The organism is Paenibacillus sp. FSL R7-0273 (genome assembly GCF_000758625.1).
Classification (GTDB): domain Bacteria; phylum Bacillota; class Bacilli; order Paenibacillales; family Paenibacillaceae; genus Paenibacillus_AQ.
This window is the reverse complement of record NZ_CP009283.1, coordinates 5,033,635-5,053,151: the sequence shown is the minus strand read 5'-3', so window position 1 is coordinate 5,053,151 and position 19,517 is coordinate 5,033,635. Positions and strand designations below refer to the sequence as shown.

Annotated in this window: 22 protein-coding genes; 17 read left to right on the top strand and 5 right to left on the bottom strand. The window is 53.0% G+C overall.

The features are described from left to right. Positions 1–82: 82 nt before the first annotated feature. The 4 genes from R70723_RS21890 to R70723_RS21875 all read left to right on the top strand — a co-directional run bounded on the left by R70723_RS21890 (position 83) and on the right by R70723_RS21875 (position 2,634). Positions 83–670, top strand: a complete 588-nt coding sequence (locus tag R70723_RS21890) for a TetR/AcrR family transcriptional regulator (RefSeq protein WP_039875353.1) — start codon at positions 83–85, stop codon at positions 668–670. Between the two features lie 138 nt (positions 671–808). Beyond that, the gene (gene rnhA, locus R70723_RS21885) at positions 809–1,471 is read left to right on the top strand and encodes a ribonuclease H (protein ID WP_039875350.1); all 663 of its coding nucleotides are present in this window, start codon (positions 809–811) and stop codon (positions 1,469–1,471) included. A 55-nt stretch (positions 1,472–1,526) separates the two neighbouring features. Continuing rightward, a complete protein-coding gene (gene ung / locus R70723_RS21880; protein ID WP_039879118.1) occupies positions 1,527–2,195 on the top strand; it encodes a uracil-DNA glycosylase in 669 nt (222 codons plus the stop codon). A 34-nt stretch (positions 2,196–2,229) separates the two neighbouring features. Continuing rightward, the gene (locus R70723_RS21875) at positions 2,230–2,634 is read left to right on the top strand and encodes a hypothetical protein (protein ID WP_039875348.1); all 405 of its coding nucleotides are present in this window, start codon (positions 2,230–2,232) and stop codon (positions 2,632–2,634) included. Between the two features lie 105 nt (positions 2,635–2,739). Here R70723_RS21875 and R70723_RS21870 read toward each other — a convergent pair whose 3' ends face one another. Then, positions 2,740–3,840 carry an AI-2E family transporter gene (locus R70723_RS21870; protein ID WP_039875347.1) on the bottom strand — a complete coding sequence of 367 codons (1,101 nt, stop codon included), beginning with the start codon at positions 3,838–3,840 and terminating at the stop codon, positions 2,740–2,742. A 181-nt stretch (positions 3,841–4,021) separates the two neighbouring features. Here R70723_RS21870 and R70723_RS21865 point away from each other — a divergent pair, with 181 nt between their 5' ends. After that, the gene (locus R70723_RS21865) at positions 4,022–4,495 is read left to right on the top strand and encodes a general stress protein (RefSeq protein ID WP_039875344.1); all 474 of its coding nucleotides are present in this window, start codon (positions 4,022–4,024) and stop codon (positions 4,493–4,495) included. A gap of 7 nt (positions 4,496–4,502) precedes the next feature. Here the strand turns inward: R70723_RS21865 and R70723_RS21860 are convergent, their stop codons facing one another. After that, positions 4,503–4,790 carry a hypothetical protein gene (locus R70723_RS21860; protein ID WP_039875343.1) on the bottom strand — a complete coding sequence of 96 codons (288 nt, stop codon included), beginning with the start codon at positions 4,788–4,790 and terminating at the stop codon, positions 4,503–4,505. Positions 4,791–5,073: 283 nt separating this feature from the next. Here R70723_RS21860 and R70723_RS21855 point away from each other — a divergent pair, with 283 nt between their 5' ends. The 8 genes from R70723_RS21855 to R70723_RS21820 all read left to right on the top strand — a co-directional run bounded on the left by R70723_RS21855 (position 5,074) and on the right by R70723_RS21820 (position 13,418). Further along, positions 5,074–5,838 (top strand): DeoR/GlpR family DNA-binding transcription regulator, encoded by a 765-nt coding sequence (locus R70723_RS21855; protein ID WP_305954264.1) that lies wholly within the window; start codon positions 5,074–5,076, stop codon positions 5,836–5,838. Between the two features lie 31 nt (positions 5,839–5,869). Continuing rightward, a complete protein-coding gene (gene pfkB / locus R70723_RS21850) occupies positions 5,870–6,781 on the top strand; it encodes a 1-phosphofructokinase (RefSeq protein WP_039875342.1) in 912 nt (303 codons plus the stop codon). 38 nt (positions 6,782–6,819) lie between these two features. Next, on the top strand, positions 6,820–8,745 hold the full coding sequence (locus R70723_RS21845) for a PTS fructose transporter subunit IIABC (protein WP_039875340.1): 1,926 nt from the start codon (positions 6,820–6,822) through the stop codon (positions 8,743–8,745). A gap of 142 nt (positions 8,746–8,887) precedes the next feature. Beyond that, a complete protein-coding gene (locus R70723_RS21840; protein ID WP_039875338.1) occupies positions 8,888–9,388 on the top strand; it encodes a Crp/Fnr family transcriptional regulator in 501 nt (166 codons plus the stop codon). Positions 9,389–9,743: 355 nt separating this feature from the next. Next, positions 9,744–10,415: a YitT family protein gene (locus R70723_RS21835; RefSeq protein WP_039875336.1), complete on the top strand. Its 672-nt coding sequence runs from the start codon at positions 9,744–9,746 to the stop codon at positions 10,413–10,415. A 200-nt stretch (positions 10,416–10,615) separates the two neighbouring features. Further along, positions 10,616–11,410, top strand: a complete 795-nt coding sequence (locus R70723_RS21830; protein ID WP_039875334.1) for a TIGR00266 family protein — start codon at positions 10,616–10,618, stop codon at positions 11,408–11,410. Between the two features lie 289 nt (positions 11,411–11,699). After that, the gene (locus R70723_RS21825; RefSeq protein ID WP_039875332.1) at positions 11,700–12,398 is read left to right on the top strand and encodes a response regulator transcription factor; all 699 of its coding nucleotides are present in this window, start codon (positions 11,700–11,702) and stop codon (positions 12,396–12,398) included. Further along, the gene (locus tag R70723_RS21820; protein ID WP_039875330.1) at positions 12,399–13,418 is read left to right on the top strand and encodes a sensor histidine kinase; all 1,020 of its coding nucleotides are present in this window, start codon (positions 12,399–12,401) and stop codon (positions 13,416–13,418) included. On the opposite strand, the gene R70723_RS21815 is transcribed toward R70723_RS21820, so the two are convergent. After that, positions 13,363–13,647, bottom strand: a complete 285-nt coding sequence (locus R70723_RS21815) for a PQ-loop domain-containing transporter (protein WP_039875329.1) — start codon at positions 13,645–13,647, stop codon at positions 13,363–13,365. The two genes, R70723_RS21820 and R70723_RS21815, sit on opposite strands and share 56 nt — an antisense overlap. A 186-nt stretch (positions 13,648–13,833) precedes the next feature. Between R70723_RS21815 and R70723_RS32245 the strand changes: the two genes are divergently transcribed. Next, complete coding sequence (locus R70723_RS32245) at positions 13,834–14,742, top strand: helix-turn-helix domain-containing protein (protein WP_052421416.1); 909 nt, start codon at positions 13,834–13,836, stop codon at positions 14,740–14,742. Continuing rightward, complete coding sequence (locus R70723_RS34285) at positions 14,730–14,864, top strand: hypothetical protein (RefSeq protein WP_256704674.1); 135 nt, start codon at positions 14,730–14,732, stop codon at positions 14,862–14,864. The genes R70723_RS32245 and R70723_RS34285 overlap by 13 nt, the downstream gene beginning before the upstream one ends. 86 nt (positions 14,865–14,950) lie before the next feature. Here R70723_RS34285 and R70723_RS21805 read toward each other — a convergent pair whose 3' ends face one another. Together R70723_RS21805 and R70723_RS21800 are read right to left on the bottom strand one after the other, a co-directional pair. Beyond that, on the bottom strand, positions 14,951–15,388 hold the full coding sequence (locus R70723_RS21805) for a MarR family winged helix-turn-helix transcriptional regulator (RefSeq protein ID WP_039875328.1): 438 nt from the start codon (positions 15,386–15,388) through the stop codon (positions 14,951–14,953). Positions 15,389–15,530: 142 nt separating this feature from the next. Further along, positions 15,531–16,568, bottom strand: a complete 1,038-nt coding sequence (locus tag R70723_RS21800) for an NADH:flavin oxidoreductase/NADH oxidase (RefSeq protein WP_039875327.1) — start codon at positions 16,566–16,568, stop codon at positions 15,531–15,533. A 241-nt stretch (positions 16,569–16,809) separates the two neighbouring features. Between R70723_RS21800 and R70723_RS21795 the strand changes: the two genes are divergently transcribed. Together R70723_RS21795 and R70723_RS21790 are read left to right on the top strand one after the other, a co-directional pair. Then, positions 16,810–17,580 carry an ABC transporter ATP-binding protein gene (locus R70723_RS21795; RefSeq protein ID WP_039875325.1) on the top strand — a complete coding sequence of 257 codons (771 nt, stop codon included), beginning with the start codon at positions 16,810–16,812 and terminating at the stop codon, positions 17,578–17,580. Beyond that, entirely contained in the window at positions 17,555–19,504 is a 1,950-nt protein-coding gene (locus R70723_RS21790) for an FtsX-like permease family protein (protein ID WP_039875322.1), read from the top strand. The genes R70723_RS21795 and R70723_RS21790 overlap by 26 nt, the downstream gene beginning before the upstream one ends. Positions 19,505–19,517: the final 13 nt, after the last annotated feature.

The following is a 19,517-nucleotide window of genomic DNA, read 5'->3' as shown; positions in this document are numbered from 1 at the left end:
AGTGATTTAACTCACTGATCCTTGAATATTTACCGAACGTTCTATAAATGATAAAGTTAAGGTAGTGAAAGGAGCATGATGCATGGCGAGAAGCAAAGAGTTTGACGTGGATAATGTCCTCGGCAAAGCTATGACGATTTTTTGGCAGCAGGGCTATGAAAAGACCTCTATGCAGGATCTTGTATCCGGCATGGGCATTCATAAGCGGAGCATGTATGATACGTTTGGTGACAAGCATACTTTATATATGAAAGTAATGGACCGGTATGCCGAGATGGCTGCAGGCAGGCTGCAGAGCCGGGCTGAAGGCCAGACCTCTGTCAAGGAAGCCATCCGGCTCATCTTTGAAGCTACTGTGCACACGAGTGCTCATGAGCCCAAGGGCTGCCTGCTGGTGAATACTGCAGTGGAGCTGGCTATTCATGATCCAGCTGCCGCAGACAAAGTAACAGCCGCCTTTGCGGGCACCGAGCAGCATCTTGAACGCCTGCTGCGGCAAGGACAGGAGAGCGGTGAGCTGGCTCGCGGCTTTGAGCCGGCTGAAATGGCTGCTTATCTGCATAATGCACTTATGGGCTTGAGGGTGCTGGTCAAAACCACCGGGGATGCCGGCAAGCTGCAGACGATTGTAGATATGACGCTCAAAACGCTGGAGCAGGCCCCGGTATAGTATAGGCGCACGGCCAGTTAATTATCCGCCAGATTATTCCGGCAGGAGAGCTGCTTTGGGATACAGGCTTCTATATAGAAGCCGTTTGGATTACAATAATCTTCTGATGAATTTTAAGCGGCAGGAGGAGCAGCAGGCATGGCAAAATCGAAATATTATGTGGTCTGGGAGGGCAAGCAGCCGGGGGTATACAGTACCTGGGCGGAATGTCAGGCTCAGACGGACCACTACACAGGGGCCAAATACAAATCATATGAGTCAAAAGCTGCCGCAGATGCAGCCTTCAAGGCCGGCTGGAAGGGCAATTGGGGAACCGGGGCAGCCGGCTCGGGAGCGGCTAAGGGCAAAGCGTCCGGCTCATACAGCCGCAGCGCGTCCGTACCGACCTCTGCTGAAATAGATTATGACAGCATCTCAGTGGATGTCGGCACAAGAGGCAATCCGGGACCGGTGGAATACAAGGGTGTGGATACACAGACCGGAGAACTTATTTTCTCCTGCGGACCGATTAAAAAGGGCACCAACAACCTCGGCGAATTTCTGGCGATCGTGCATGCGCTTGCTCTTTTGAAGAAGGAAGGCAGCAGCAGAACGGTTTACAGTGATTCCGTCAACGCGATGAAATGGGTCAAGCAGAAGAAGGTGGCGACCACCCTGGCGCGTGATGCTTCGACAGAGGAGATCTGGACGCTGATCGACCGGGCCGAGCGCTGGCTGCAGACCAATACCTACAACAATAAAGTATTGAAGTGGCAGACGAAGGAATGGGGAGAGATCAAAGCGGATTACGGGCGGAAATAGGGTAATACAAGGTACAGTATAAATACACAGCAAGAACGGAAGGGGAGCCGGAATGTTGTTCGAAAATGATTGGGATGAAGTGCTTCAGGAGGAGATTCAGAAGCCTTATTTTCAGGAGCTGCGCTACGCGTTAGCTGCAGAGTACAAGCAGTATACCGTTTATCCGCCCAAGGAGCTGCTGTTTTCGGCGCTCAAGCTGACACCCTATAGCAGAACACGGGTCGTAATATTGGGGCAGGACCCTTATCATGGTGCCGGGCAGGCACACGGGCTGAGCTTCTCGGTGAAGCCGGGTGTGCGCATCCCGCCTTCTTTACGCAATATTTATCAGGAGCTGCATAACGATACCGGCACGGAGGTACCTAATCACGGCTCGCTGCTTCACTGGGCGGAGGAGGGTGTGCTGATGCTTAACGCAGTGCTGACTGTCCGGGAAGGCCAGCCAAATTCGCACAAGGGATTAGGCTGGGAGACATTTACCGATGCGGTTATGGAAAAGCTGAATGAACGGACAGAGCCGCTGGTGTTCATACTCTGGGGCAGCCATGCCCAGCAGAAGGGGGCCTATATTGACCGGAGCCGTCATAAGGTTATCCAGTCTCCGCATCCCAGCCCGTTCTCGGCACACCGCGGATTTTTGGGCAGCAGGCCCTTTTCACAGGCGAATCAGTATCTGGAATCACACGGTTTGGCAGGGATAGACTGGTCCATACCGAATTTATAGGCAGCAGAGGCATGATGAAGAAAGGGGGAGAGCAATGAAGCATTGGGTAGGCAGACCAGTCATTATGTATTGCGGGGAGGCGCCTTACACGATTATGAAGGGCGTTCTGCGCAAATGGGACCCTCAGGCTTCACTGGCCGTTATCGGCCATCAGGAAATTGCTGTACCTTTTCGTGACATTGTGTTCATTAAAGCGCTCGCCCCCAAGGAGCGGGCCTTGCCTCCGGTTCTTCACTCCGTCGGATATGTCATGAGAGAGCGGCAGCAGTTTGACAATGCAGTCTATTTCAAATCAGCGGTAACGGTCTGGAAGGGTGACCAGCTGGTCGCATTCAACTCCGTTATTGTCTCGCACACCAAAGGTGCAGTTACCCTGCAGGACGGGCAAAACCTGATGAAGGGCACACATATTTTTGTTGTGCGTTCCCTGCGGGGATAAGAGCAGCTTAGCAGCTGCGTTCGCTTTACAGGAGCATCACCAGACAAAAGAGCAGCGTTCCCCTGAAGCGGGAGGACGCTGCTCTTTGCAGTTAAATATAGGAGGCTACATCTGTTCCTCTTTGGGCAGCTGAATCTCCTCAACCCGCTCCGCGACAATGATCTCATAAATCCGCATAACAATAATTTTAACGATCATATAGACCGGAAGAGCAATCAGGACACCAATAATTCCGAAGAAATCGCCGCCCACCAGTACAATTACCACCGTGGTCAATGGATGCACATCCAGTGATTTTCCGTAAATGATCGGGGACAGCACATTATCCTGAACCTGCTGGGCTGCCAGAATAATGACCAGTGACCAGATCGCCATCGACGGGGATTCAATGAAGCCGACGATAAGAACGGGTATGGAAGCAAGCAGTGAACCGACGTAAGGAATAAAGTTAAGCGGAATGGAAATCACCGCAAGCAGCAGGGAATAAGGCAGGCCGATGAACAGGAAGCCGATGTACAGCATGATCCCGAGCACCACGTTTAAAATAACCCGCGTAACAATGAATCCGCTGAGCGCTGTATCGATATCGCTGAGCATGTCCTGGCCTTCCTTGCGGTATTTCCGCGGGAACAGGCCCTGCAGGATCGGCGACAGCTTGTGTCCGTCTTTTAACATGTAATAAAGAATAATCGGCAATGTGGCGATAACGACAACTATACTGGAAATGACTCCGATCAGATTGGACATGGAGTTGGTCATCCAGTTGATCGCGTTGCTTAAATACTCCGATATTTTGTCAGAAAGGTCCGTGTCCCCTTGGAAAAACCGTGAAAGTGACGGATCATTTCGCAGCTGGTTGAATTGGTTCTGCATCCCCTGTACAAGATAAGGCATGTTATCAATAAAATTCTGGAACTGCTCGCGCAGTGTCGGCCAGATCAGAATCCAGAACAGAACGAACAGGCCGGCGAAGACAAGATAGATCAGCAGGATGGACAGGGCGCGGTTCAGCTTATGCTTTTCAAGGAATCTGACGAGCGGGCGCAGCAGATAATACATGAACCCGGACAGCATCATCGGCACAAGCAGCAGGTTAATGATGGATACCAGCGGAGTAAACAGAACAATAACCTTGGAGCCCAGATAGAGAATAGTGAGTAGAGCGATTATGGACAGACATGTCCGAAAATACTTGCTTTGCAGCATTGCAGCACCCCCGTAATTAAAATGTATACAGTGACCGTATGTAATCTGATCATCCCGATTCTATCTTTATAACCGAAACGCTAGAAATTGATTCAGTCTGATAGACGGTTAATTCTGCCGGGTTGTGCGGTTCAAGCGGGAACGGGGGCGGTTAATACGCCTTAACAGGAGGGGGATGCAGATGACTGCGCTGGTTATAGGAATATTCGGGCACCGGAGCGATGCCGTGCTGGCAATCGAGGCACTAAAGGATAGCGGGATTAAGACGAAGCATATTTCAGCTATGACGAAGCAAAAGAAAACACTTGAGCTGATCAGCCACGATACGGGAATCGGAAAACCGGAGAGCGGAGCCGGTAATTCGGGCTTGTTCGGAACGGCCCGGGAAGTAGGGGTTGGCCTTGATATGATCAATGATACGGCTGTGGCTGCCGGACCGGCAGCGCCAAAGCTGGCGGGAGCTGACCTTGAAGGGGATGGCCTGACTGTCAGCCTGATCGGGATCGGCATTCCGGAAGCGGAAGCAGCCAAGTATGCAGAGCATGCGGAGATGGAACGTATTATTGTAATCGTGAAATCAGGTGAGGATCAGAATACGCAGGTGAGCAAAATAATGGAACAGCATAACGCTATTCCTCTGGCATCTGCTGAATAGGCATCAGCTATCTGCGCGGCTGACGGGACTTCCGTTTAGCCGCTTTTTTTCGTGACTGAATAAACAGGGCGGGCTCTATATCGACCTGCCCGCCAGTTTCCTTTGCAACCTGCTTGGCTTTGACGAGTGCCAGGAAAGCAAAAAATTCTCCGAGAGCACCGAGTCCGGCAGCAATAATTTCATAGTCATCAGCGGTTAATTCCGCAGACTCGACAGGATTTCCGGTGCTGCCGGGGCGATTGCTGCTTTTATTATTGCCGGCATTGCCGCCGTAACCGTTAATGTTATTGGCCATTCCCTGTTCACCTGCTTTTCGCCATATGTAATATAAAATATGTTGCTGCCTCCATGGATGAAATAGGCAATCGGGAGGATATTTCTAAAGAGCTTATTTTTCATGAATGAGCAAAAAAAATCACTTTACAACCTTTGAAAACGCTGTTAAGATCATAAATGAGCACAAATGATCAATAATGAGCAAGTGAATTCATAGAAATGATCAAATTCGCAAATGAATAATTACACTGCATAGCAGGCGGACTTCATGCTTACGCTATGCGTACAGGGAGTGAGCTGCTGTGCTGTTTGAAGAAGAAAGAAAGGTAAGCATTGTCCAGTTCGTAGACCAGCATACAAGGGCATCGGTGCAGGAGCTCAGCCAGCAGCTGGGCGTTTCCGAATCGACGGTCCGCCGGGATTTGAAGGAGCTGGAGGAAGCAAGGCTGCTGAAGCGGACGCACGGCGGGGCAGTATCGCTGCAGAGCGTCAACTTCGAGGCCGCTTTTCCGGATAAGGAAGACCGTTTGATTGATGAGAAGCTGCGGATTGCCGCCAAGGCAGCCCAGCTGATCCAGGAGGGCGATGCCATCCTGCTTGACGGAGGGACGACAACGCTGCAGATTGCCAGGGCACTGAAGAGCTTCTCGAATCTCAAGGTGATCACCAACTCGATCATGGCTTTGAATGAGCTGAGGGATTGCCGGAACATCGAGGTTTCCATTACAGGCGGAATGCTCCGGCCGGATACGATGGCTTTTGTCGGACCGATGACAGAACGGTCGCTGGAGATGGTGCGTGTGGATAAAGCGTTTCTCGGAACGAACGGGCTTGATCTCCAGGAGGGTATTACCACTCCCAATATGCTGGAGGCTGCCACGAAGCGCAAAATGATTGCTGTTGCCAAGCAGTCCATTCTGCTGGCTGACCATAGCAAGATCGGCCAGGTCTCCTTCTGCAAGGTGGCAGATCTGCAGGAAATTGATCACTGCATCCTGGATTCGGCAGCGCCGGACAGCTTTATACGGGGCCTGAAAGACAGGGATGTCGGCTTCACGGTCGTGTGAGGCAAGTAAACCACAATAATGAGGGATGAACATGATTTACACCGTTACACTCAATCCTTCCATTGACTATATCGTGGAAGTTGAAGATATGAAGCTCGGCAGCCTCAACCGGATGAGCCGGGACCTGAAGCTGCCTGGAGGCAAGGGCATCAATGTATCGCGTGTGCTGAACCAGCTCGGAGTAAGCAACACGGCAACCGGCTTTCTTGGCGGCTTCACCGGCCGGTTCATTGAGGACTGGCTGCATGCGGAAGGCACCTCGAACAATTTTGTGCCGGTCAGCGGGGATACACGGATTAACATCAAGCTGAAGAGCGGGGAAGAAACCGAAATTAACGGTACAGGGCCGGAGATAAATGAGGAAGAAGCCGGTGCCCTGATGAACAAGCTGCGGAATCTGCAGGCAGGGGACATTGTGGTCATGTCCGGGAGCATCCCTCCTTCGCTGGGAGAGGGCTTTTATAACAGGCTGATCGAAGTATGCAAGCAGCATGGCGCACAATTCGTTATAGATACTACCGGTCAGGCTCTGCAGCAGGCTCTTGTACATGGTCCGCTGCTGGTCAAGCCCAATCACCATGAGCTTGCCGAGCTGTTCGGGGTTACCATCAGCACCAGAGAAGAGGTCATCGCTTACGGACGCAGGCTGCTGGAAGCGGGAGCGCAGCATGTGCTGGTCTCCATGGCCGGAGACGGCGCCCTGCTGATTACACAGGAGGGCGTATACAGTGCAAATGCCCCGTCCGGCCAGGTTAGAAATTCGGTAGGGGCAGGCGATTCTATGATCGCCGGCTTTGTGGGCACCTTGTCCCGGGAAGGCGATATCCTGGAGGCATTCCGTACAGGAGTTGCCTCAGGCAGTGCAACAGCGTTCTCCGATGATTTGGCTGACGGAGACTTTATCGGCCGGCTGCGCCCTCAGATTGAGATTACACAGCTGTAGGCATACGGTATTTACAGGAACAAAGGGAGCTGATATACATGAAAATTACAGATTTGATGATAAAAGAAGCAATGATCATGAATCTGCAGGCTACCACCAAAGAGGCGGCGATCGATGAACTGATCGCCAGCCTGGCAGCCAGCGGAAGAATTAACGACAAGGTGCTGTTCAAGGAGAAAATCCTGGCGCGTGAAGCCCAGTCCAGCACCGGAATCGGCAGCGGAATTGCCATGCCTCATGCCAAAACCTCTGCGGTTAATCAAGCTACAGTAGTGTTTGCCAAGAGCAGCGCAGGTGTTGAGTATGAATCGCTGGACGATGAGCCGGCCAAGCTGTTCTTCATGATCGCCGCGCCGGAAGGTGCTGGAAATATGCACATGCGAACATTGGCAGCTCTGTCCAGGCTGCTCATTGAAAGCGAATTCATTGAAGCGCTCATGAATGCTTCGACTCCGGATGAAGTAGCCGCGCTATTCGATGCGAAGCAGGCAGAGCAGGAAGCCAAGGCTGAAGCGGATAAAGCGAAGCCTGCAGCCAAGCCTGCCCCAGAGAAGATGATTGTCGGCAATCCTGAATCTTCCGGTTTCGTAGTAGCTGTAACAGCTTGCCCGACCGGTATTGCCCACACCTTCATGGCCGAAGATGCACTGAAGAAGAAGGCGCTGGAGATGGGCGTTAATATCCGCGTTGAAACCAACGGCTCTGAAGGTGCACAGAATGTGCTTACCGAAGATGAGATCCGCCGGGCCAGCGGTGTAATTGTGGCAGCCGATAAGAACGTCGAGATGGCCCGCTTCGCCGGCAAGCCGGTGCTGGAAAGACCGGTCAGCGACGGAATCCGCAAGCCCGAAGAGCTGATCAGCAAGGCGCTTAAAGGCGATGCTCCGATCTATCAGGGCACCGGCGGACGCAGCAATGAGGAAGCTCCTGCCAAATCCGGCAGTGTCGGCAGCAAGATCTATAAAGATCTGATGAACGGTATTTCGCATATGCTTCCGTTCGTAGTCGGCGGCGGTATCCTGCTTGCTGTTTCCTTCCTGCTGGAGCAGGTAGCCGGTGTAGACAATCCGCTGGTGAAGCTGCTGCAGACGATCGGCGGCGGTGAAGGTGCCTTCCATTTCCTGATTCCGATTCTTGCCGGATTCATCGCAATGAGCATCGGCGACCGGCCGGCGCTGATGCCGGGTATGGTCGGCGGTATCATGGCCCTGAATTCCAATGCCGGCTTCCTTGGCGGTCTGGCCGCCGGTTTCCTGGCCGGTTATGTCATCATCGGCCTGCGCAAAGCCTTTGCCGGCCTGCCGCGCACGCTTGACGGACTGAAGCCGATTCTGCTGTATCCGGTCTTCGGCCTGCTGATTACAGGAGCTATTGTATTCTATATATTCGATCCGGTATTCGGGTCCATTAATACAGCGATGATTGATGCCCTTAACAAAATGGGCACAGGCAACATGGTTCTCCTCGGTGTTGTCCTTGGCGGAATGATGGCCATTGATATGGGCGGCCCCTTCAACAAAGCGGCTTACACCTTTGCCATTGGCGTGTTTACCTCCAGCGGCAACGTGAACGGCCTGATGATGGCTGCGGTAATGGCCGGCGGTATGGTTCCTCCGCTGGCAATCGCACTGGCTACAACCCTGTTTAAGAACAAATTCACCGAAACCGAACGCAAATCCGGGCTGACGAATTATGTACTTGGCCTATCGTTTATTACTGAAGGGGCGATCCCGTTCGCAGCAGCCGATCCGCTGCGCGTTCTGACCACCTGTATCATCGGCTCGGCTGTAGCCGGCGGACTTACCCAGTACTGGCACATAAATGTGCCGGCACCTCACGGCGGGGTCTTCGTCGCTGCATTATCGAGCAATGCACTGCTGTTCCTGCTGGCCGTACTTATCGGCGCCGTGATTTCCGGCCTGGCGCTCGGCCTCTGGAAAAAGCCGCTGCAGGCCCGAAAATAAATAACGATCCGCATCTAAAACTGCGGGAATCAGACGCCAGTCTGCTTCCCGCAGTTTTTTTATATTTGATCCGCTGCAATTTTGAGGTGTAATTCTGTATAATTATCAATATATATAAACAGATGATAAAGGAGAGAGCGAAATGATTCTGCACAGAGGGGAAGTCTTGTTCCGTCAGGGAGACAGCTGCGATTATCTGTATAAGGTGAAGAGCGGGCTGTTCAAGGTAATAAGACTGCATGAAAACGGGAATATGGTTCTGTTCAACCTGCTGTATCCCGGTGAGACTGTTCCCCATCATTCCCTCATTTCGCCGAAGGAGGCGCATGGAACGGCTGTTGCCATGATCAAAAGTGAAATTGAGGTTGTTCCGGCAGCGGAATGGTACCGGGAGCTGCATGATAATCCGGACAAAGTGATGGAGATTGCGCTGCTGCTTCAGGAGAAGGTTCGGTTCATGCAGACACGGCTGGATCACCTTACTGTCGGCTCGCCGGCTGAACGGATGGAGCTGCTGAACCGCTGGATGAAGGATTACGCCTACGGTGCACAGCTTACAGATTTGCTGACCCAGGAGGAGATAGGACAATTGATCGGCGTCCGGCGTGAAACGGTCAACCGTTTGCTGCGGAATCAGGGTTAATTACAGATTTTACATGAATGAAGCGTAAAATTTACATGAATCGTGATGTTTTTACTGGAAACCTGTTTAGAGGCAGCCTGCCGCGTGGTATAATCTATTCAGAAGTTATCAAATTAAAGAAAGGATCAGGATACCATGTGTCCCCGAAGGACGAATCCCCAAAGGACGATTTGGAAACGTTATGATCTGTCTTATACTTAGCTTCCCTGTCGAAGGTGCGAAACGTTGTAATTGACGAAGCCGCCTCTCACATGGGAAGGGAGTATTGTATGCGAAGGAAAAGCTCCTCTGGCATGCCCCCCCGTAGAGGCTTAAGCGACGTCTAAGCCGCCAACTACGATAAGGGGAGACCTGTATGAGGAATCACAACAACGGTATGAAGCTGCCGTTACGACTCACCGTTATTTTGTCCGGAACTTTGCTGTTAGCCTTTACTTATTATCACATTAATTATCAGAATCATTTGACCGAGGGCGGGTTCGTCGGCCTGGCATTGCTCGGCAAATACGTATTAGGGATTTCACCATCTATATCCACTCTAATTCTAGACATACCAGTACTTATAATCGCAATCATTTTCAAAGGGAAATCGTTCGTAATGAACACCGTTATCTCTGTAACAGCCTTCACGCTGTTCTACGGGCTGATGGAACGCTATTCCGGATGGGTGATCGACTTGCAGGATAATCTGCCGCTTGCGGCATTGTTATCCGGCGTACTGACAGGTCTTGGAGCGGGAATGATCCTGCGCGGCGGCGGGGCGAGCGGCGGTGACGATATTTTGTCGCTGCTGATCAGCGAGTGGAAAGGTATCAAGGTAGGCACGGTATTCATCCTTATGGATGTTATTGTCCTGGCATTGTCGCTTATATATATGCCGGTTAAGGAGACCTTGTACACAGTTATGGCCGTAGTAGTAGCCGGCTATGTTATTACCTTGACTACTTCACTCGGCAAACCTAAGCTGAACAAAGTACCGAAGCTGCAGCCGCAGCTGAATCAACCGCAGGATAGTACAGTAGCGTGATTAGCGCAGAGTTAACCCCGTGCTGCGGGGTTCAAGATCAAAGGCCAGGCCGGATGCATGCATCTGTCCTGGCCTTTATTTATTATGCCTGAGGACTGAAACCGCTGCTGCGGGCAGAGCGTATATATCTCATTCGAAGCATCATGGAAGCTCAGAGACGCGAATACATATGCATTATTAATCCTTAGGAGGCGGCAGGAATGAGTGCGCACGAAATTGATTATGTAATCATGGGCGGAGAAATCCAGTGTGTGGAGGTACAGCTTGATCCCGGTGAGAGCGTGGTTGCCGAAGCAGGAAGCTTTATGATGATGGACCCGGAAATTACGATGGAGACGATTTTCGGTGACGGCTCCGGCTCACGGCAGGGCAGCGGACTGATGGGCAAGCTCATGGGGGCGGGCAAGCGGATCCTGACCGGTGAGAGCCTGTTTATGACTGTATTTACACACAGCGGGCATTACGGACGGAAGAATGTTACCTTTGCGGCCCCTTATCCGGGTAAAATCATTCCGCTAGATCTTCAGCAATACTCAGGCAAGGTGATCTGCCAGAAGGATTCGTTCCTGTGCGCGGCCAAGGGCGTATCTGTAGGCATTGAATTTCAGCGCAAGCTGGGCGTAGGCTTCTTCGGCGGGGAAGGCTTCATTATGCAAAAGCTGGAGGGAGACGGCCTTGCCTTCGTCCATTCCGGCGGTCATGTGCTTGAGAGGACGCTGCAGCCGGGAGAGACAATCAAGCTGGATACAGGCTGTCTTGTGGCGATGACCTCTTCCGTGGATTACAATATTGAATTTGTAAAAGGAGTCAAAACCGCGCTGTTCGGCGGCGAGGGCCTGTTCTTCGCCACCCTGCGCGGACCGGGCAAGGTATGGGTACAGTCGCTGCCGTTCAGCCGCATGGCCGACCGTATCCTGTCGGCGGCAGGCGGCTCAGGCCGCAAGGAGGAAGGCAGTATCCTGGGGGGACTGGGCAATCTGCTGGACGGCAGATAGACTGCAGACTGACCGTATCATCAGCTGCAGGGAGTATTGAACAAACAGCCGTACTGCCGGGTAACCGGGAGGGCGGCTGTTTGTTGTGTACAGCCATATTATATCGGGGCATGGCGCTGTATTTTTTGAAGAATACGCCTTCATCGTATTTATTCTCTCTCATCTAAAGCCTTCTTACATTGTAAGGATCTATCATAGAGTATAACCCAGATTTGACTAGCCAGCAGGGACTGTATATATTATGGGCAAACCCCCTTATACACGCCAGGGACGTAACCGGAGGACTGCTATGTTCAAAATATTCATTATCGAAGATGACCAGGGGCTCGTTGCCCTGCTGCAGAATTATCTGCATAAATTCGGCTACGAAACCCGGGCCGTGCAGGATTTTGAGGCAGTCAAAACGGAATTCGAGCAGTATGCACCGCACCTGGTGCTGCTGGACGTCAATTTGCCGAAATTCGACGGGTACTACTGGTGCCGTCAGATCCGCGGAATCTCCACCTGTCCGGTACTGTTCATCTCCGCCCGCGACGGCAAGATGGATCAGGTTATGGCGCTGGAGAACGGGGCGGATGATTATATCACGAAGCCGTTTGACTATGAAATTGCCTTTGCCAAAATCAAAAGCCATCTCCGCCGGGCATACGGCTCTTATGCTGCAGGCGGGAATGAGCGCGGCCTCAGTGTGTCCGGGCTGACGCTTGATGCCGAGCGGCTTGTCCTCTCACGCGGCAGCGCCAGAATAGAGCTCAGCCATACCGAGGCCAAAATACTGGATGAGCTGATGCGGAAAGCCGGAACTCTGGTAACACGCGACCGGCTGCTGGAGAAAATCTGGGATGACCAGGCCTTCGTCGATGATAATACGCTTAATGTCTATGTTACCCGGGTGCGTAAAAAGCTGGCGGTGCTGGAAATCCAGGACGGTCTGCAGACGGTGCGCGGCCAGGGCTACCGCTTATCCGAGAACTGGGGGGAATCGTAGATGAAGCTGTTTTTGCGGGATCAGACACCGCTTATTATCATATATCTCGCCCAGCTGCTGATCATCTCGCTTGTATACCGGCTGGACGGCGGCAGCGCAGTGGAAGTCACCCTGTACGCTGCGCTGCTCAGCACTTGTCTGCTGCTGGCCTATTTAGCTTACCGTTATCTGTCTAACCGGACCTTTTATGAACGTCTGCAGACTCCGCCGGGCTCGCTGAACGAATCAGGGGGGCCGGTCCAAAGCTCGCCGCTTGCTGACAGCCTGCGCAAGCTGCTGACCCAGCAGTTCAGGCTCTACCAGAACGATCTGCACAGCTACCGCCACAAGCTGGAGGAGCACATCCATTTCATCAACCAGTGGGTGCACAGCATGAAGACGCCGCTGTCTGTCATTCATCTGATCATTCAGGATAAGGATGGTCCGCCGTTCACGGCAATCAGCGATGAGCTCGACCGGCTGAAGAAGGGGCTGGATACCGTGCTGTACACTGCAAGGCTGGATACGTTCGAGCATGATTTTTACGTTGAGCAGCTGAAGCTGGAAGAGGTGGTGCGCAGCGTGACCTCCGAGCAGAAAAGATTGTTTATCCGCAAGCGCGTCTTCCCGTCACTCAGCATAGAGAGCGGGCTCACGATTACTTCAGACGAGAAGTGGCTTGGCTTTGTGCTGACCCAGCTGATAACGAATGCGCTCAGGTACACGGTGGAGGAGGGCCGGTTTGTCCATTTTCACGGGTATACTGCAGAGCAGGGGCAGGTGGTGCTTGAGGTTCGCGATGAAGGGGTGGGCATTCCGCCCGGTGACCTTCCGCGGGTGTTTGATGCTTATTTTACCGGCGTGAACGGGCGTACCTTTCAGGAATCTACAGGGATGGGGCTGTATCTGGTGAAGCAGATCTGCGGCAAGCTGGGGCACAAGGCGGAGATTTCCTCCGAGGCTGGGCAGGGAACGGCGGTACGGATTATTTTTTTGGGCTCCGGGGCAGCCGGTAGCGCAGAATCAGCAGCACAACAGTAGAGACAACGGCCAGCGATAACGTATTGGTGATGAGAAAAGCCAGTCCCGTCCCGTCAGCGGCCAGCCTGAGTGCATAAGCCTCCATCAGTCCAATGCCCAGCAGCATCAGCAGATAGGCGTTCAGGCTGAGGTCAGTGACCGATTTGGTTCTGATAATCTGCATAATCTGCGGAATCCAGCCCACAGACAGAATAATGCCGCCAAGCAGCTGCATCAGCGCAAACAGCATACATACACCTCCAGTTTGATCCATTATAGATATGTTGTATGCCGGAACGGGCAGATGGGTGAATGCCGGTCTCCGGTGTAACCTGCTAAGCTAATCTCCTTAACTGTACAGTCATTGAGGGGATTTTATCCAAAGGCGTATAATTCAGGTGACTAGTCGAACTGATTATTGCCGGAGGTTAACTGTATGAATATTGAAATGGGAAAAAAGATCAAGCTGCTGCGCCTGCAGAAAGGCATGACACAGGAGGTGCTTGCAGGCAGGCTGAATATGTCCTCCCAGGCTGTATCCAAATGGGAGAACAGTGTAACGCTGCCGGATATTCAGATTTTGCCGGAATTATCTGTCCTGCTGGGAGTAACCATTGATGAGCTGTTCGCGTTGCCAGATGATACCCATCTGGAGCGAATCGGCATTATGATCAGCAAGGAGCAATCTATTTCGGCCGAGGATTTCCGTTACGCTGAGAGCTTTCTTAAAGAAAAGCTGAGTGACACGGGCAAAACAGCCCAATGCCTGACCTTGCTGGCGCAGCTGCACATTCACCGTGTCGAAGAGCACCGGGGGCTGGCTTCACATTATGCGAAGGAAGCCCTGATACATGCGCCGGACAGCAAAGACGCCCATAATGCGCTGCGGGATGCGGAGAACGGCCCTGTTTTTGACTGGAACTGCTCTAATCACCATAAGCTTATCGGATACTATAAAAGCTTTGTGGCTGAGCATCCTGATCACTGGCGCAGTTATGTATGGCTTTTGAATTACCTGATTGCTGACGGAAGATGTGCTGAGGCAAGGGGGATGCTGGAGAGTCTGAATGCTATCCGTCCAGGCTATTTATACCAGCTGTACGGCGGCCTGATCTGTAAAGAGGAAGGCAATCTGACACAGGCCCTAAATCTTTGGAAGCAGATGACCGAGCTTTATCCCGAAGACTGGATAGCCTGGTCCGCCAGAGGCGACTGCATGGCCAAGCTCGGCAGATATGACGAAGCCATAGAATATTATGCAAGAGGAGACGACCTTCAGCCGCGCCCGGTCTGGAAGCCATATCGCATATCTATAAGATTCAGGGGAAATACATGGAAGCTATAGGGAAAATACTGGAGATCCTTGCACTGCTGGAGCGTGAGTGGAGCACAACGGAGGGCAGGACGGTCGAATACTATAATGGAGAAATTGAGCGCCTGAGGGTGTTAACAGACCAAACTGCATAACAAAGACCCCCGTTGACCATACAGATACAACGGGGGTTGTTTTGGTAACGGCGGGCCGGAAATGCTCTGCATAAGGCTACAGCAGACTATTGCTGCTGCCCCAGCCGTGCAAGCTGCTCCAGCAGCTGTGCAGCTTCGCTATGCGGAAACGCCTCTGCCAGCACCTCGCTTACGGTTACCCGCGCCCGGTCCACCTTGCTCTGTCCGATCGCTGTCAGCGAGGTATAGATGCTCCGGCGGTCACTGTCACAATTCTTCCGCTCCAGTGCTCCGCAGCCCTTGGCCTCGAACCGGCTGACCAGGCGAGAAACCGCGCTCTGGCTGAGGCCGACCATGGACTCTAGCTGCTGCAGCCGCAGCTTCTTCTCCGGAGCCTCGGACAGGAAGAGCAGCAGGTAAAATTCCTTGAGCGACAGCTGGAATTTCTCCTGCAGCCGTGCTTCAAGCTCATTGGCTACATTCATCTGTATATGGGTCAGGGACAACCAGCTGGATATCAGGTCATCCTCCAGGTTCTTCTTCATCTGTATAATCCTCTCCCGGTGCATGCCGGCGCATGAAATTAGTTAACATCCATTATACCATTATACCCCCGGTGGTTGCGAGAAAAGAAGCCTGTTCGCTGTCAGTGCCTAAGCCTGGGACAAGGAATGCCTGCGTTCCTGATTAGTTGCCGCTCCGGGGGAACCCGAAGGTATACTGCTTCGGAATGCCGGCATCTTTACCCAGCTGTACGCCTGCTTCCAGCGTCCAGTAAGGGTTTCTGAGCATGCCGCGTCCGACAGCAACCAGATCCGCCTCTTCATTGCCGATAACCGCATTGGCGAGCACAGCTTCATCCAGCCGGCCTACAGCAATAACGGGAACCTCCAGCTCCAGCTTGAAAGCACGGGCCAGCGGCACCTGGTAAGCGGCGTGTGTGCCCGGTCTGCCCGAAGCGGCAATTGCCCCTTCACCGCCGGCACTGATATGGAAAATATCCGCTCCGGCTTCCTTATAGGCTGCGCCGATATTCAGGCTTTCTGTGAGGCCGTAGCCGCCCTCAACGTATTCCTGGGCGGAGATGCGCATAATGAGCGGCATGCCTTCAGGCATTTCCTGCTTCGCGGCGGCAATGACCTCTCTGCCGAACAGGGTAAGGTCCTGGCCGTATTCATCGCTTCTGCGGTTGGTTAGCGGCGAATGGAACTGGTGAATCAGATAGCCGTGGGCGCCGTGCAGCTCGATGACATCGAAGCCGGCCTGGACGGCGCGTCTTACACCTGCCTGGAATTTGCCGACCATATCCTTCACTTCCGCTGTTGTCAGCTCGCGGGGTGTCTTGGATTTATCATCGAACGGAATGGGGGAAGAGGATACAGGAACAGCAGCATCTTCAGCCTTCCGGCCGGCATGGGCAATCTGGATGCCTACTTTGGCGCCATAGGCGTGGCAGGCGTCAACAATCCGGGCCAGGGCAGGGATGTGCTCATCTGACCAGATGCCCAAATCGTAATCTGTGATACGGCCGTCAGGCTCAACATCGGTCATTTCTATAATAATCAGTCCGGTGCCGCCGACAGCCCGGCTTACATAGTGGTTGTAATGCCAGTCTGTAGCAATACCGTCCTTTGCTTCAACTGAATACTGGCACATAGGAGGAAGAACTACACGGTTCTTCAGCTTTAAATCCTTTAATTCATAGGGGGTGAACAGATCCTTCATTTGTATCTCTCCTTGGCAGAGTGCCTGAATTTGGCATGCTGTATGTAGCCGGAAGTGATGAACGTCGTCCGCTTGATAATAAATGCATGCTCATGCATATAAATATAGGCGTGGCGGCTGACAATGTCAACCCCTGCTTGCTTACAATAATGTAAGGTGACTGTAAGTTTCAGAAATAGCACGCGGGTGTTAACACTTTGTATAATGAAACCAATCTATATGATGTAAGGAGCGGAAGCATTTGCCCCTGTTAGACGTGCATAATCTATCCAAAATATATGAGGGCAAGGTATCGACCCAGGCGCTGAACCATATCCGCTTTGCTGTGGAAAAGGGGGAGTTCGTTGGTATCATGGGACCCTCCGGCAGCGGCAAAACAACTCTGCTCAATGTCATCGCCACCATTGATGAGCCTACCTCGGGCGAAGTGATGATCGGCGGGCGTGATCCGAACAAGCTGGACCGTAATGAGAAGGCTCTGTTCAGACGCAGAGAGCTGGGCTTTGTGTTTCAGCAGTTCAATCTGCTGGATACACTGACTGCCGGTGAGAATATTGTGCTGCCGCTTACCCTCGCCGGAACGCCGGTTCCTGAGATGGAGCGCCGGCTGCAGGAGGCGGCGGCCAGGCTGGATATCCTGCAGCTGCTGGATAAACGGACCTTTGAGCTATCCGGAGGCCAGACGCAGCGGGTGGCCATTGCCAGGGCGATGATCCACCGCCCGGCGCTGATTCTGGCTGATGAGCCTACGGGAAGCCTTGACTCCAGGACCGCAGGCGAAGTGATGGGGCTGCTGGCCGAGGTGAATGAGGCGGAAGGAGCCACTGTACTGATGGTTACACATGATGCGGTGGCGGCCAGCTTCTGCCACCGTGTCATTTTTATCAAAGACGGGCGTTTCTACAGTGAAATGTACCGCGGCAGCAGCAGAGCGGCCTTTTTCCAGAATATCATCGATATGCTGTCGCTGCTGGGAGGTGCTTCCCATGACCTTTCGCCAATTCGCTTATAGGAACGTCACACGCAACAAACGCAAATATGCCGCCTATTTTGTCTGCAGCTCCTTTTCCGTGATGATTTTCTTCCTGTGCGCCCTGTTTATTTTTCACCCGGCCATTTCCGGGGACATGATACTCAGCACGGCGGCCGATGCGATGCTTGCAGCAGAAGCGATTATCTTTGTTTTCTCCTCGCTGTTCGTACTGGTCTCGGTCGGCTCTTTTCTGCAGTCGCGCAAGCTGGAGTTCGGTCTGTTGCTGATGCATGGCATGACCAAGGCCCAGCTCAATAAAATGGTCTTTCTGGAGAACATGATGATCGGCGGCTCGGCTATTCTGAGCGGAACGCTGCTCGGTATGCTGCTCGGCAAGCTGTTCCTGATGATCGGAGCAGGCTTTCTCGGCATCGGTCCGCTGCATTTTTATTTTTCCTGGCAGGCACCGGTACTGACCATAAGCAGCTTCGCCCTGCTGTTCGTCCTGATTTCCCTCGGCACCTTTATGCTCATCGGCCAGGATTCTCCGCGCATTCTCTTTCACGGAGGCACCAGGGCTGAACAGACACCGCGGATATCCCCTCTGCCGGCTGCTGCTTCTGCGTTACTGCTGCTGGCGGGATATGCCCTTGCGGCATCTGCATCTGCAGCCTCGGTGGAAGTGATCATGTTCCCGGTCGTGGCCATTACGGTTGCGGGAACCTATCTGTTCTACACGCAGCTAAGCCTGTATATCGCAAGTGTCCTGCGCCGCATCCGCCGTTTTTATTGGCATAAGACCAATCTGATCATGCTCTCAGGCCTGTCTTACCGGTGGAAGACAAACGGACGGATGTTTTTTATGGTGACGATTGTGTCCGCGGTATCCTTCACCTCAGTCGGCGTGTTTGCCTCCATTCATACGCTGTCCAAAGAGCTGAAGCTGGATTATCCGGCAGCCGTGGGTTATGTGGCGAAGGCTGGCCAGGGCGGCTACAGGCCGGGGGCAGATCTGCAGGGGATCCGCAGTGAGCTGGAGCGTCTCGGGCTGCCCTATGAGACGTTGACGCTGCCCGTAAAATATGCGGCGGTTGCTTCCCAGACAGGGCCGGACCGGACCCGCCTGCTGCCCCTGATTTCTTATACGGACTATATGCAGGCGCTGGCCAAGGCCGGCTTCGTGTCCGCTGAGCAGCCGCTGCAGGATAGTGAGGGGCTGGTCATGATCGGCTCCCAGCGGGACCGCAGCCTGACTTCCAGCCGGATCAAAGCGGTATACACTCTGGAGCAGGGAACCAGGATTGAAGAGGTCGGTTATACCGAGCATGTTCCGATTGCCGAGTATCTGCTGCCGGAGCTGGACGGGCAAGGCGGCGGGGATTTCAGCGGAATGGTTATCAGTGACAGCCAGTTCCAGGCTATTGCCCCGGTGCATACCGACAGCTATACCGGCTTTTATGTTGAGGATTTTCCGCAGACTGCAGGCATTGCAAGCACCCTGAGCGGTAAAGGAAAGGTGACCTACGAGAGTGATTCCCCATACGCGGTAGTGGTCAGCGGGACGCTGTTTGAAATTCAGAACATCCTCTACAGTACAATGCTGTTTGCTTCCCTGCTGATCGGTACTGTCTTTTTTATCGCGGCAGGCAGCTTCTTATATTTCCGGCTCTATACAGATCTGGATCATGACCGGCAGCAGTACTCCACTTTGTCGAAAATGGGTCTGACTGACCGGGAGCTGGACCGCACGGTCACGCTGCAGCTCGCACTGATGTTCTTTATTCCGGTCGGGATTGCCATGGTGCACAGCCTGTTTGCCTTCATCGCCCTGCAGCGTCTGTTTTATCTGTCCATTGCAGCCGAGACAGGCGCGGTGCTGGCCGGATATCTGGCGGCGCAGGGGCTGTATTTCTTCATGATCAGAGGACGCTATCTGCGCAACCTCAAAAAAAATCTCATCTGAATGCGGAGGAGCT